The organism is Streptomyces sp. MI02-7b (assembly GCF_033793585.1).
Taxonomy (GTDB): Bacteria; Actinomycetota; Actinomycetes; order Streptomycetales; family Streptomycetaceae; genus Actinacidiphila.
On the sequence record NZ_JARAWX010000040.1, the window covers coordinates 42,732 to 54,201 of the forward strand.

The 11,470-nt window shown below is 72.4% G+C and carries 13 protein-coding genes; 7 read left to right on the plus strand and 6 right to left on the minus strand.

Annotation, left to right across the window (positions count from 1 at the left end):
* Positions 1–44: 44 nt before the first annotated feature.
* Together PV364_RS38375 and PV364_RS38380 are read right to left on the minus strand one after the other, a co-directional pair.
* Positions 45–539 carry a DUF1003 domain-containing protein gene (locus PV364_RS38375; protein ID WP_319665565.1) on the minus strand — a complete coding sequence of 165 codons (495 nt, stop codon included), beginning with the start codon at positions 537–539 and terminating at the stop codon, positions 45–47.
* Positions 532–1,845 carry a magnesium transporter MgtE N-terminal domain-containing protein gene (locus PV364_RS38380; RefSeq protein ID WP_319665566.1) on the minus strand — a complete coding sequence of 438 codons (1,314 nt, stop codon included), beginning with the start codon at positions 1,843–1,845 and terminating at the stop codon, positions 532–534. The genes PV364_RS38375 and PV364_RS38380 overlap by 8 nt, the downstream gene beginning before the upstream one ends.
* Positions 1,846–2,010: 165 nt before the next feature.
* Here PV364_RS38380 and PV364_RS38385 point away from each other — a divergent pair, with 165 nt between their 5' ends.
* Complete coding sequence (locus tag PV364_RS38385; protein ID WP_319665567.1) at positions 2,011–2,709, plus strand: hypothetical protein; 699 nt, start codon at positions 2,011–2,013, stop codon at positions 2,707–2,709.
* A 6-nt stretch (positions 2,710–2,715) separates the two neighbouring features.
* Here PV364_RS38385 and PV364_RS38390 read toward each other — a convergent pair whose 3' ends face one another.
* Entirely contained in the window at positions 2,716–3,237 is a 522-nt protein-coding gene (locus PV364_RS38390) for a hypothetical protein (RefSeq protein WP_319665568.1), read from the minus strand.
* 127 nt (positions 3,238–3,364) lie between these two features.
* On the opposite strand from PV364_RS38390, the gene PV364_RS38395 reads away from it, so the two are divergent.
* On the plus strand, positions 3,365–4,306 hold the full coding sequence (locus tag PV364_RS38395) for a DMT family transporter (RefSeq protein ID WP_401978088.1): 942 nt from the start codon (positions 3,365–3,367) through the stop codon (positions 4,304–4,306).
* 11 nt (positions 4,307–4,317) lie between these two features.
* Here the strand turns inward: PV364_RS38395 and PV364_RS38400 are convergent, their stop codons facing one another.
* On the minus strand, positions 4,318–5,433 hold the full coding sequence (locus PV364_RS38400; protein ID WP_319665569.1) for a magnesium and cobalt transport protein CorA: 1,116 nt from the start codon (positions 5,431–5,433) through the stop codon (positions 4,318–4,320).
* 436 nt (positions 5,434–5,869) lie between these two features.
* Here PV364_RS38400 and PV364_RS38405 point away from each other — a divergent pair, with 436 nt between their 5' ends.
* From PV364_RS38405 to PV364_RS38420, 4 genes are all read left to right on the plus strand, one after another.
* Positions 5,870–6,544: a suppressor of fused domain protein gene (locus PV364_RS38405; RefSeq protein ID WP_319665570.1), complete on the plus strand. Its 675-nt coding sequence runs from the start codon at positions 5,870–5,872 to the stop codon at positions 6,542–6,544.
* A 117-nt stretch (positions 6,545–6,661) separates the two neighbouring features.
* A complete protein-coding gene (locus PV364_RS38410; RefSeq protein ID WP_319665571.1) occupies positions 6,662–7,300 on the plus strand; it encodes a DUF6758 family protein in 639 nt (212 codons plus the stop codon).
* Between the two features lie 95 nt (positions 7,301–7,395).
* Positions 7,396–8,274, plus strand: a complete 879-nt coding sequence (locus PV364_RS38415; RefSeq protein WP_319665572.1) for a PHP domain-containing protein — start codon at positions 7,396–7,398, stop codon at positions 8,272–8,274.
* A 4-nt stretch (positions 8,275–8,278) separates the two neighbouring features.
* Positions 8,279–8,893 (plus strand): MarC family protein, encoded by a 615-nt coding sequence (locus PV364_RS38420; protein ID WP_319665573.1) that lies wholly within the window; start codon positions 8,279–8,281, stop codon positions 8,891–8,893.
* Positions 8,894–8,967: 74 nt separating this feature from the next.
* On the opposite strand, the gene PV364_RS38425 is transcribed toward PV364_RS38420, so the two are convergent.
* Positions 8,968–9,123, minus strand: a complete 156-nt coding sequence (locus PV364_RS38425; RefSeq protein ID WP_319665580.1) for a hypothetical protein — start codon at positions 9,121–9,123, stop codon at positions 8,968–8,970.
* Between the two features lie 223 nt (positions 9,124–9,346).
* Here PV364_RS38425 and PV364_RS38430 point away from each other — a divergent pair, with 223 nt between their 5' ends.
* Positions 9,347–10,255: an NYN domain-containing protein gene (locus tag PV364_RS38430; protein ID WP_319665574.1), complete on the plus strand. Its 909-nt coding sequence runs from the start codon at positions 9,347–9,349 to the stop codon at positions 10,253–10,255.
* 9 nt (positions 10,256–10,264) lie between these two features.
* Here the strand turns inward: PV364_RS38430 and PV364_RS38435 are convergent, their stop codons facing one another.
* Positions 10,265–11,170, minus strand: coding sequence for an alpha/beta hydrolase (locus PV364_RS38435; protein ID WP_319665575.1), 906 nt, complete (start codon positions 11,168–11,170; stop codon positions 10,265–10,267).
* Positions 11,171–11,470: the final 300 nt, after the last annotated feature.

Below are 11,470 nucleotides of genomic sequence, written 5' to 3' on the forward strand. Positions count from 1 at the left end.
GCCCATGACCCGCGGTGGTCGGGTTCACACGGCCCCGCGGGCCCTCACTCCGCGTCGGCGCGCGCCTGCTCGTGGATGTCCTTGAGCAGTTCCTGGAGTTCCGAGCGGATCCAGTCGCGGGTGGCGACCTCGCCGAGTCCCAGCCGCAGCGCGGCGATCTCGCGGGTGAGGTACTCGGTGTCGGCGATGCTGCGCTCGTTGGCCTTGCGGTCCTGCTCCAGGTTGACCCGGTCGCGGTCGTCCTGCCGGTTCTGGGCCAGGAGGATCAGCGGGGCGGCGTAGGAGGCCTGCAGCGACAGCATCAGGGTGAGGAAGATGAACGGGTACGGGTCCCAGCGCATGCCGGGGGGCGCGAACGCGTTCCACGCCACCCAGGCGATGATGACCACGGTCATCCAGACGATGAAGCGGCCCGTCCCCAGGAAGCGGGCGATCTTCTCCGACAGCCGTCCGAAGGCCTCGGGGTCGTAGGCGGGCAGCAGGCTGATCCGGCGGACCAGCGGCTGGTCGAGCCGGACCCGGGGGCGCTCGTCACTCATCCCCGGCCACCCCGTGCAGCTCGGTCTCGCGCCAGTCCTCCGGCAGCAGGTGGTCCAGGACGTCGTCGACGGTCACCGCGCCGAGCAGCGAGCCGCCCTCGTCCACCACGGGCACGGCCACCATGTTGTACGTCGCCAGGAAGCTGGTGACGGCCGGCAGCGGGGTGTCGGGGCGCAGCGGCTCCAGGTCGTTGTCGAGCAGGGAGCTCACCAGCGTGAACGGCGGGTCGCGCAGCAGCCGCTGGAAGTGCACGGTGCCCAGGTACTTGCCGGTGGGGGTCTCGTCCGGTGGCCGGCAGACGTACACCTGGGCGGCCAGCGCGGCGGACAGATCAGGATTGCGGACCCGCGCGAGGGCGTCGGCGACGGTGGCGTCCGGGCGCAGCACGATGGGCTCGGTGGTCATCAGACCGCCCGCGGTGCGCTCCTCGTACGACATCAACCGCCGCATGTCGGCGGCCTCGTGGGGTTCCATGAGCCCGAGGAGGCGCTCCTGCACCGGCTCGGGCAGCTCGGCGAGCAGGTCGGCGGCGTCGTCGGGGTCCATCGCCTCCAGGACGTCGGCCGCCCGCTCCTCCTTCAGCTTTCCGAGGATCTCCACCTGGTCGTCGTCGGGCAGCTCCTCCAGGACGTCGGCCAGCCGGTCGTCGTCGAGGGCGGCGGCGACCTCGGCTCGGCGCTTGGCGGACAGGTGGTGCAGCACGCCGGCGAGGTCCGCCGGGCGCAACTGGTCGAAGGTGGCGAGCAGCGCCTCCGCGCCTTGCGCGTGCTCGTCCAGCGAGAAGCCGGTGACCGCCGACCACTCCACGGTCAGGGTCTCTCCCCGCCGCCCGCCGACGCCCCGCCACGCGAGCCCCACGCGCCCCTCGAATTCGCGCCGCAGCCCGCGTCCCCTGCCGCGGCGGACGAAGACCTTGTCGATCTCCCAGTCGCGGCGGGCCGGCAACCGCACCATCGACACGTCCAGCACGGTCACCTCCTCACCGGTGTCGACGAGCGTGACCCGCCGGTCCAGCAGCTCGCCGATGACCAGGGTCTCGGTGGGGCGCTGCTCGAAGCGCTGCATGTTGACCACGCCGGTGGTGATGACCTGGCCGGACTCCACACCGGTCACCCGCGTGATGGGCAGGAAGATCCGGCGCCGGCTCGCCACTTCGACCACCAGGCCGGGCACGCGCGGCGGGCGGCCGCCGACCCGCAGCATCACGATCACGTCCCGGACCCGGCCGACCTGGTCCCCGTTGGGGTCGAAGACCCGCACGCCGGACAGGTGCGAGAGAAAGACCCGGGAGGTTCCGGCTGCCATGCGGTCAGGCTAACGCCGCAGGTCGCACCAGGCGCGCGGGGATGCTCCACGGGGGCTTCGCACCGTGTTCACAGCTGTTCACCCGGCCGGGGGTACGCTTCGGTAGCTTCGGCTCCGCTTCGCCGTTCGAGACGGCGACGACGACCGCAGGAGGAAGAGAACACCGTGATCCCCGGCCGCCGTTCAGCCGCCCTCACGAGCCTCGTGTGCGCACTGGCGCTCACCCTGCTGACGGGATGTGCGGGTGATCCGGACGCGGGGACCAACGGCGTCGGCAAGCTGCCCCCCACCACCATCGAGAAGCGCGCCCGCACCGCGGCGGAGGCCGCCGACACCGTGCGGCTGTCCGGCACGGTGGTCAGCCAGGGCCGCACCTACACCCTCGACATGCGGCTGCGCGGCAACGGCGGCTTCGGCGAGGTCAGCACCAAGGGCAGCACCTTCGAGCTGCTGCGGGTCGGCAAGGACCTGTACCTGAAGGCGGGCGCGGGTTTCTACGGCGACGAGGTCGGCGCCAAGCTCAAGGACAAGTACGTCAAGGTGCCCACCGGCGATCCCGCCTACCGCCAGTTCAGCGGCTTCACGGACAAGGAGGTGCTGCTGGACGGATTCTTCGTGCTGCGCGGCGACCTCGCGCTCGGCGACCACCGCAAGGTCGGCTCCGTCCGCACCGTCGCCGTCACCGCGGACGGCGGCAGCGGCGGCACGATCGACGTCTCCCTGGAGGGCACGCCCTACCCGCTGCGCTACGAACGGGCCGGCGGCGCGGGCACGCTGACCATGGCCGACTGGGGCAAGGACTTCACGCTGCGCGCCCCCGACAAGGACGAGGTCGTCGACTACGGCCGTTCCGTGACGCCGTAGCCGCCCTCACCGGCGGCCGCGCCGCCGGAACAGCAGCTTCGGCAGACCGGCCGGAGCCGGCCGGCGGGTGGTGGCGGCGGTGGGAACCGGGACCGCGGCGCCGCTGTGCTCCGGCATCAGGCCGGGCCGCTCGGTGGGCGCCCCCGCGGGCTCCAGGCGCAGTACGCGGCACTCGCGCGCCCAGCGCCCGGTCATCGTCTCGGCGTCCGGCGCGTTGAGCCGCTTGCCCTTGAGCTCCGCGACGGCGGCGGTCCACGCGTCCTCGTGCGCGGGCAGTTCCGAGACCACGGCCGGGAAGGCGACCAGCCGGCCGCCCTTGTCCTTGCTGCGGAGCGTGACCAGGGCCGTACCGCCGGGGGCGAGTCCGGGCAGCGGTTGCTCGCCGGGGCCGCCGCCGACCACCACGACCGCGCCGTCCACCCAGGCGTGCCACAGCGCCTGACCGTCGACCCACAGCAGCCCGGACTTCTTCGCGGCCTCCTCGATGAGTGCCCGGTCCAGCAGGGGCTGCTCCACGGTTTCCGTCATGCGCCCAGCCTATTGCCTGCCCCTGCGGGGCCGTCGGCCGCACGCATCGTGAGACGACAGGGGCTCGGGCGGGGTACGGGCCTTACGCTGTGGGGGTCGTCGTCCCACCGCCCCGAGGAGAACCCGCGTGTCCGCCGCGCCGCCCACCAGCAGTTCCGGTTCGACGACGGCGGTGGCTGCCCCGGGCGCCGTCCCGCAGGCCAAGGCACCCCTGGACTTCGTCCTGCTGGCGGTGGCCATCGCCGGGGTGTCGCTGTCCGCCCCGCTCATCGCCGCGACGGCCGCGCCCGCGCTGGCCATCGCGTTCTGGCGCAACGCCATGGCGGTGGGTGTGCTCAGCCCGTTCGCGCTGCTGCGGCACCGCGCGGAACTGCGCGGCATGGGCCGGCGGGCCCTGGTGATGTCGCTCGCCGCGGGCGCGGTGCTGGCCCTGCACTTCGGGCTCTGGCTGCCCAGCCTGTCGATGACCTCGGTGGCCTCCTCGACGGCGATGGTCACCACGACGCCCGTCTGGACCACGCTCTTCCTGCGGCTGCGCGGGCAGCGGCAGCCCGCGCTGGTGTGGGCGGGCACCGGCCTCGCCGTTCTCGGCGTGGTCATCCTCACCGGCGTCGACCTGTCGCTGTCGCCCCGCGCCCTGGCCGGGGACGCGCTGGCGCTGGGCGGCGGCATCGCCGCCGCGGGTTACGTACTGCTGGGCGCAGAGGTGCGACGGACCGTCAGCACCACCGCGTACACCTTCGTCTGCTACGCCACCACCGCCGTGGCGCTGCTGGCGGCCTGCCTGCTCTCCGGCTCCGCGCTCGCCGGCTACTCCGGCACCACCTGGCTGAAGCTCGCCGCGCTGACCGTGGCCGCGCAACTGCTCGGGCACAGCATCCTCAACCGCGTGGTGCGCGGCCTCGGCGCCTCGACCACCTCCACGGCGATCCTGCTGGAGACGCCGGGGGCCGCGCTGGTCGCGGCCCTCTGGCTGGGTCAGACCCCGCCCGTGGCGGCCTACCCGGCGCTCCTGGTGATCCTGGCCGGGCTGGCGCTGGTCGTCCTCGCCGACCGCCGCAAGGGCTGAACCGGTCCGGTCTACAGCCAGCCGTTGCGGCGCAGGATGCGGTGGATGGCGAGGCAGATGCCACCGATGGCGACCAGCACCATCGGGTACCCGTAGCGCCAGTGCAGTTCGGGCATGTGCTCGAAGTTCATGCCGTACACGCCGCAGATCATCGTCGGGACGGCGATGATGGCCGCCCATGAGGTGATCTTGCGCATGTCCTCGTTCTGCGCGACCGCCGCCTGGGCGAGGTTGGCCTGGAGGATCGAGTTCAGCAGGTCGTCGAAGCCGACGACCATTTCGTGGACGCGGGCGACGTGGTCGGCGACGTCCCGGAAGTACTTCTGGATCTCCGGGTCCACCACGCGCATCGGCCGCTCGCTGAGCATCTGCATCGGCCGCAGCAGCGGGGAGACCGCGCGCTTGAACTCCAGCACCTCGCGCTTGAGTTGGTAGATGCGCCCGGCGTCGGTGGCACGCGGGGACTTGCCCTGCGCGGAGAAGACGTCGATCTCCACCTCGTCGATGTCGTCCTGGACGGCCTCGCTGACCGCCAGGTAGTCGTCGACGACCTGGTCGGCGATGGCGTGCAGCACCGCAGAGGGGCCCTTGGCCAGCAGCTCGGGGTCGTCCTCGAGACGGTGTCGCAGCGCGCGCAGCGAGCCGTGGCCGCCGTGCCGGACGGTGATGACGAACTGCCGGCCGGTGAAGACCATGACCTCGCCGCTCTCCACCACCTCGCTGGTGGCGGTGAGTTCGGCGTGCTCGACGTAGCGGATGGTCTTGAACACCATGAAGAGCGTGTCGTCGTACCGCTCCAGCTTGGGCCGCTGGTGGGCGTGGACGGCGTCCTCCACGGCCAGCGGGTGCAGCCCGAAGACGTCCGCGATCTCGGAGAACTCGCGCTCCGACGGCTCGTGCAGCCCGATCCACACAAAGCCCTCGTCGCCACCGCCGCTCACCTTCTCCAGCGCCTCGCGCGGAGTGATGTGGTCGCTGCTGCGGCGGCCGTCGCGGTAGACGGCGCAGTCGACGACGGCGCTGGGCACGGTGGCGTTGCGGGAGCGGTCCGGGCCGTAGTCGTACGAAGTGCTGCTCTTGCGCAGGGCGGGACGGACGACTGCGCGGAGGTCGCGGATCATCGACATGGCAAGCTCCTTCACGGACTGGCCGGACTGAAATGCGGATCAGGGCAGGGTGATCACCGTTGATCACTGCGCAGTTCAGCGAGCTCTTCCGGAGGCGGCGGGCGGCCCGGGCAGACCAGGGTGCGGGCAGGGCGGCGACAAGGCACGCGGGTGCTCGCGGAGTGTTCCGAAAATCCTCTGGAGTTCCGTGAAATTTCTTGGTTTCACGGCCGGGTGGCCGGGTACGGAACGCTGGGGATCAGGAGAGATGCCGGGCGGAAGAGCTGCCGGTACTGCACGGTCGACTAGGATCCATTGCAGCCCCACCTCCTCCGGCCTGTCCCCGCTGGGGGAATACGAGCACGCCTCTACCGGCGTGGCCGACGGCTCACCATACCAGGAGCCCAAAGCGTCACAGCGCTCCTTTGCCCATTTCATACGCGCTTATGCTCGGCTCATGGTCGATGTACTGGGGCTGGTCGAGGCGCGTCTGCGCATGTCCTTCGGGGAGCCGGACGCGCGCGCGGCGATCACCTTCCTCGGGACCGAGCGCATCGAGGTGCTGCGGTTCCGCGACGTCCGCGATCCCCACGACGGGGAGGACGGGAAGGACGGGGCACTGGTGCGCTACGTGACGCTCGGCATGTCCCGTGCGCCCATGAACGACCCGGCCGGAAGCTCGGCCGGCGCCGCCCCCTCGACCTTCGCCGCGCCCCTGTCGGTCTCCGTCGCCGACCCCGTGCGCGGACCGCGGGCCGAACTCGTGCTCACCCTGCGCGCCGGGAGCGGCGCCGACATCGACCAGGTGCTGCGCCCGCTCGCCGTGCTGGCCGCCTCGCCCCAGGTCGAGGGGGTGGTCGTGGCGCCCGGCAACTCCCTGGACGTCGGCGAACCCCTGTGGCCCGGCGCCGCGTTCTCCGCCGTCCTGGTCGCCGAGCCCGGCGGCCTGGTCGAGGACCTCGTCCTCGATCCGCCCATGGACCCGGTCCGCTTCTTCCCACTGCTGCCCATGACGGCCAACGAGGCCGCCTGGAAGCGCGTGCGGGGCGCCGGGCCGCTGCAGGAACGGTGGTTGCGGGCCGGGACCGACCTGCGCGACCCGCTGCGCGCTTCGGTACCGCTGTCCGACTGACGGCCGTGCCGCGCCGGTGCGTTGTACCGCCGGGTCGTGCCCGCGGCGCCACGCTGCCGGACCCGGACGGGTGATCGTCCTTGACGCGGGCACGCCGTGGTAGGACCGTGGGGCGGTATGAGGGGCGAACCCAGTTGCCCGAAGTGCGGTGGCCGGGTCCGCGCGCCCGGCCTCTTCGCCGACTCCTGGCACTGCGACGAGCACGGCGCCGTGTACCCGCTGCAGCCCGTCGTACCACCCAGTGTCGAGGCGCTCGGCGTCGTCGTCAGCCGGGCCCGGGTCCCGGTCTGGATGCCCTGGCCGCTGCCGGTCGGCTGGCTGTTCAGCGGTGTCGCGTCGGCGGGCGACGACCGCAGCGGCGGCCGGGCGACCGCGGTCGCCTGCTCCGGCCCCGGTCCGCTCGGCGGGCCGGGGGAGATGGTGCTGGTCGCGGAGGAACTGGGCGTCGGTCTCGGCGCGCGGTTCGCGGGCATCGCGGGGCCCGATCCCGGCCCGCAGATGTGCATCGGCAAGCCGCCGGCCGCGAAGGTGGTCGCCGCGGGGCGGCCCACCCCCCTGTGGCACGTGACGGGCACCCCGCTGGACCGGGCCGTGTTCGCCGGGGAATCCTTCGGCCTGTGGCTGTGGGCGATCGTCTGGCCCGAGGAGTCCGGGCTGCTCATCTACGACGAGCTGATACTGACCGATCTGCGCGAGGCCGGTGCCGAGATCGACCTCGTTCCGTGCGGGGCGCTCTCCCCCCGCCTGCTCTCCTGAGATTCCGAGGCTCGCCGGGCAGTTATCCTGGTAATCGCAAGACCGCCGCCTCCTGGTGGTCGGCGCCGAGTACCGAGAGCCTTGGAGTGACGTTCGTGCGCATCGATCTGCACACCCACTCCACCGCGTCCGACGGCACGGACACCCCGGCCGGGCTGGTCCGTGCCGCGGCCGCCGCGGGGCTCGACGTGGTCGCCCTCACCGATCACGACACGGTGGGCGGATACGCCGAGGCCGGGAAGGCGCTCGACGAACTGCACGCCTCCGGTGACAGCGGCCTGACCCTGGTGACCGGCGCCGAGCTGTCCTGCCGGCACGACGGCGTGAGCATGCACATGCTCGCCTACCTCTTCGACCCGCTGGAGCCGGAGCTGTACCGCGAGCGCGAGCTCGTGCGCGACGACCGGACCCCCCGCGCGCAGGCCATGGTGGCCAAACTCCGTGAGTACGGCGTGCCGGTGACGTGGGAACAGGTGGCCCGCATCGCGGGTGACGGCGCCGTGGGGCGCCCGCACATCGCGCAGGCGCTGATCGACGCGGGCCTGGTGGACAGCATCTCCGAGGCGTTCACCCCCGAGTGGATCGGCCCCGGCGGCCGCGCCTACGCGCAGAAGCACGAACTGGACCCCTTCGCGGCGATCCGCCTGGTCAAGAACGCCGGCGGGGTCGTCGTCTTCGCCCACCCCGCCGCCGTCAAACGCGGGGCGGTCGTCCCGGAGAGCATGATCCAGGAGCTGGCCGCGGCCGGGCTGGACGGCATCGAGGTCGACCACATGGACCACGACGAGTCCACCCGCGCGCGGCTGCGCCACCTCGCCGCCGAGCTCGGACTGCTGGCCACCGGTTCCAGCGACTACCACGGCACGCGCAAGACCTGCCGGCTCGGCGAGCACACCACCGACCCCGACGTCTACCGCGAGATCGTCCGCCGGGCGACCGGCGCGGCTCCGCTCACCCCTTCCGCACACCGCTAGGCCCATGGATCTCTTCTCCCTGACCCTGTTCGGGTCCGTGTTCGTCACGCTCTTCGTGATCATGGACCCGCCCGGCATCACGCCGATCTTCCTCGCCCTCACCTCCGGCCGCGCGGGCAAGGTCCAGCGCCGCATGGCCTGGCAGGCCGCCTCGGTCGCGCTGGGCGTCGTCACCGTCTTCGGGATCTGCGGCCAGCAGATCCTGGACTACCTGCACGTCTCGGTGCCGGCCCTGATGATCGCCGGCGGGCTGCTCCTGCTGCTCATCGCGCTCGACCTGCTCACCGGCAAGGCGGACGAGCCGACCCAGACCAAGGACGTCAACGTCGCGCTGGTGCCGCTGGGCATGCCGCTGCTCGCCGGGCCGGGCGCGATCGTGACGGTGATCCTCGCGGTGCAGCGCGCACACGGCTTCGGGGAACAGGTGTCGGTGTGGCTCGCGATCGCCGCCATGCACGTCGTGCTCTGGCTGACGATGCGTTACTCATTGGTGATCATCCGTCTGATCAAGGACGGCGGCGTGGTGCTGGTCACGCGGCTGTCCGGGATGCTGCTCTCCGCGATCGCGGTGCAGCAGATCGCCAACGGCGTCTTCGGCTTCATCCGCGGCGAGGGCTGACGGTCCGTCTCCCGCCGTGCGGGCACGACGAGGGCCCCGCAGCCGCAGCGTACGGGGCCCTTCCGCGGTGTCCGTCAGGCCAGCTCGACCGGGCGGATGTAGATGCGCTGGCCGATCGCGGCGGCCTGCTGAACGATCTGATCGACGGAGGCGGCGTCCACGACCGTGCAGTCGACGGCGCGACCGTCCTGGTCGTTGAGGCGCATGATCTCGAAGCGCATGGTCTTCATGGCTTCTCCCTTCGTCCGGGCACTCCTCCATTGGAGTACGGGGCTGCTTCGCAGCCGTTACCTGCGTGGGTCATTCATGTATCCACAACTGTTGCCGGAGCGAAAACCTTCCCTGTCCTAAGGAAAATCTTCCGGCCGCCTTCTACCCGTCGGTAACAACGACCCTCGGTGGCCTGGGTTCCGGTTGTGTGTGCGGACCGGGGCGCCGGACAATGTGAGTTCTATGGAAGACGAAGCCCTTTCCGCCATCGCCGCCGGCATCGAGCGCACCAACGAGCTCCTGCAGCGGGTCCTCGCCGAGGTCGCCACGACCCCGGCGACCCACGCTGTGTTCGTGGACGCCGGGTACGTGTACGCCGCCGCCGGCCGCCTCGTCGCGGGCACCGAGGACCGCAGGGCTTTCGAACTCGACGCCGAGGGGATCATCGAGGCCTTCATCGACCGGGCCCGGAAACTGTTCCCGGACAGCCGGCTGCTGCGGGTCTACTGGTACGACGGGGCCCGCCGCCGCATCCACAGCGCCGAGCAGGAACGCATCGCCGAGCTGCCCGACGTCAAGGTGCGGCTGGGCAACCTCAACGCCAGCCGGCAGCAGAAGGGCGTCGACTCGCTGATCCGCAGCGACCTGGAGTCGCTGGCCCGGCACCGGGCGATCTCCGATGCCGTGCTGATCGGCGGCGACGAGGACCTGGTCTCGGCGGTCGAGGCCGCCCAGGGCTACGGCGCCCGCGTCCACCTGTGGGGCATCGAGGCCGCCGACGGGCGCAACCAGGCCGACCCCCTGCTGTGGGAGGTGGACAGCCTGCGCACGCTCGACCTGGACTTCTGCAAGCCGTACATCACCCGGCGCACCGCGCCCATCTACGGCGACGCGCCCATCCCCACCGGCCCCATCCCCACCCGCGAGGACGTGCACTTCGTGGGTGCCCGAGTCGCCTCGCAGTGGCTGGCGACCCGCGGCCGGGACTCCCTGGCCGAGCTGCTGCCCGGGCACCCCTACCTGCCGCCCGCCTACGACCAGGAACTGCTCGTCGAGGCGGAGGGCATGCTCAACATCTCCCTGCGCGGCCACGCCGATCTGCGACGCGTGCTGCGCGACGGGTTCTGGGAGCACCTGCAGGCCAGGCTCTGAGCCCCGTCGTCACCGTCCGCGGGGTCCCGCGGGCTCCCCGTTCCAGAAGCCGACGAGTGCCGCGGCCGTCTCCGCCGGCCGCTCCGTGTTGGGCGAGTGCTCCGCGCCCTCGACGACCACGCGCCGGGCGCCCAGCCGGACCGCCATCTCGTCCATCCACGGTACCGGCCACGCGTGGTCGACCGCGCCGGACAGCACCAGGGTGCGCAGGCCCACCGCCGCGAGTTCCGCCACCCGGTCCGGCTCCGCGATCAGCTGCCTGCCGGTCGCCGTCAGCTGCTCCGGCACGGTCCGCAGCCACCGCTGGTGCAGGAACTCCTCGATCTCGCCGGAGGCGTTCGCCGTGCCTTCGAGATCCTCGGCGTCCAGCTCGCGCATCCGCCGCCACACGCTCTCCATGTCCATCGCGGACAGCGCCTCCAGCAGCAGCTTGGTCCGTGCCTGCTGGGCCGACTCGATCGCCGCCGGGCCGGAACTCATCAGGGTCAGGGACGCCCACGGCAGGGCGTTCCCCGCGGCAGCGGCCGTGATCGCCGCGGCGCGCACCACCAGGCCGCCCATCGAGTGCCCCAGCAGGTGGACCGGGCCGGTGTCCGGGCCCAGCGCGGCGGTCTGCGCGAGGACGTCGGCGGCCAGCTCGTCCTGCGCGTACGCCGCCTCGTCACGCGGCCCCACCGACTCGTTCTGGCCCCGGCCGTCCACGGCGACGGCGCGGAAGCCCGCCGCGGTCAACGGGGCCAGCAGCGCGAGGAAGTCCTCCTTGCTGCCGGTGAAGCCGGGCACCAGCAGGCCCGTGCCGCGATGCGGGGTCCCCGCCGGCGGGACGGACTCCAGGACGGCGAAGCGACCGCGCTCGGTGGACAGCGGATGCGCGGTGACGTTCTCGGGCAGCGTCAGAAACGGCGGTCGGCTCATGCGCCGAGGCTATCCGCGGCGGGTTTCCGTCGTGCGACGAGTCCGCCACGACCGTGGCGCGCGACGGCGAACGGCCGGGCACCGCGGAGGGTGCCCGGCCGTTCGCCGTCGATCTCGTCCCGGCAGCGCCGGGTGGGGTGCGTCAGCCCGCCGTCTCGGCGTCCGCGGGCTTGGCCGTGCGGGTACGGCGCCGGCGGCGCGGGGCCCTGGCCTCGCCGCCCTCGGTCTCGGCGGGGGTCGCGCCGGCCGCCGCCTCGGCGGTCTGCGCGGGAGCCTCGGCCGTGGCACCGGCACCGGCAC

Bases quoted from the DNA above. Each gene is read 5' to 3' on its own strand.
- PV364_RS38375 (WP_319665565.1), bottom strand. From the start codon at position 539: ATGAGTGACGAGCGCCCCCGGGTCCGGCTCGACCAGCCGCTGGTCCGC.
- PV364_RS38380 (WP_319665566.1), bottom strand. From the start codon at position 1,845: ATGGCAGCCGGAACCTCCCGGGTCTTTCTCTCGCACCTGTCCGGCGTG.
- PV364_RS38390 (WP_319665568.1), bottom strand. From the start codon at position 3,237: ATGACGGAAACCGTGGAGCAGCCCCTGCTGGACCGGGCACTCATCGAG.
- PV364_RS38400 (WP_319665569.1), bottom strand. From the start codon at position 5,433: ATGTCGATGATCCGCGACCTCCGCGCAGTCGTCCGTCCCGCCCTGCGC.
- PV364_RS38405 (WP_319665570.1), top strand. From the start codon at position 5,870: ATGGTCGATGTACTGGGGCTGGTCGAGGCGCGTCTGCGCATGTCCTTC.
- PV364_RS38410 (WP_319665571.1), top strand. From the start codon at position 6,662: ATGAGGGGCGAACCCAGTTGCCCGAAGTGCGGTGGCCGGGTCCGCGCG.
- PV364_RS38420 (WP_319665573.1), top strand. From the start codon at position 8,279: ATGGATCTCTTCTCCCTGACCCTGTTCGGGTCCGTGTTCGTCACGCTC.
- PV364_RS38425 (WP_319665580.1), bottom strand. From the start codon at position 9,123: ATGAAGACCATGCGCTTCGAGATCATGCGCCTCAACGACCAGGACGGT.
- PV364_RS38430 (WP_319665574.1), top strand. From the start codon at position 9,347: ATGGAAGACGAAGCCCTTTCCGCCATCGCCGCCGGCATCGAGCGCACC.
- PV364_RS38435 (WP_319665575.1), bottom strand. From the start codon at position 11,170: ATGAGCCGACCGCCGTTTCTGACGCTGCCCGAGAACGTCACCGCGCAT.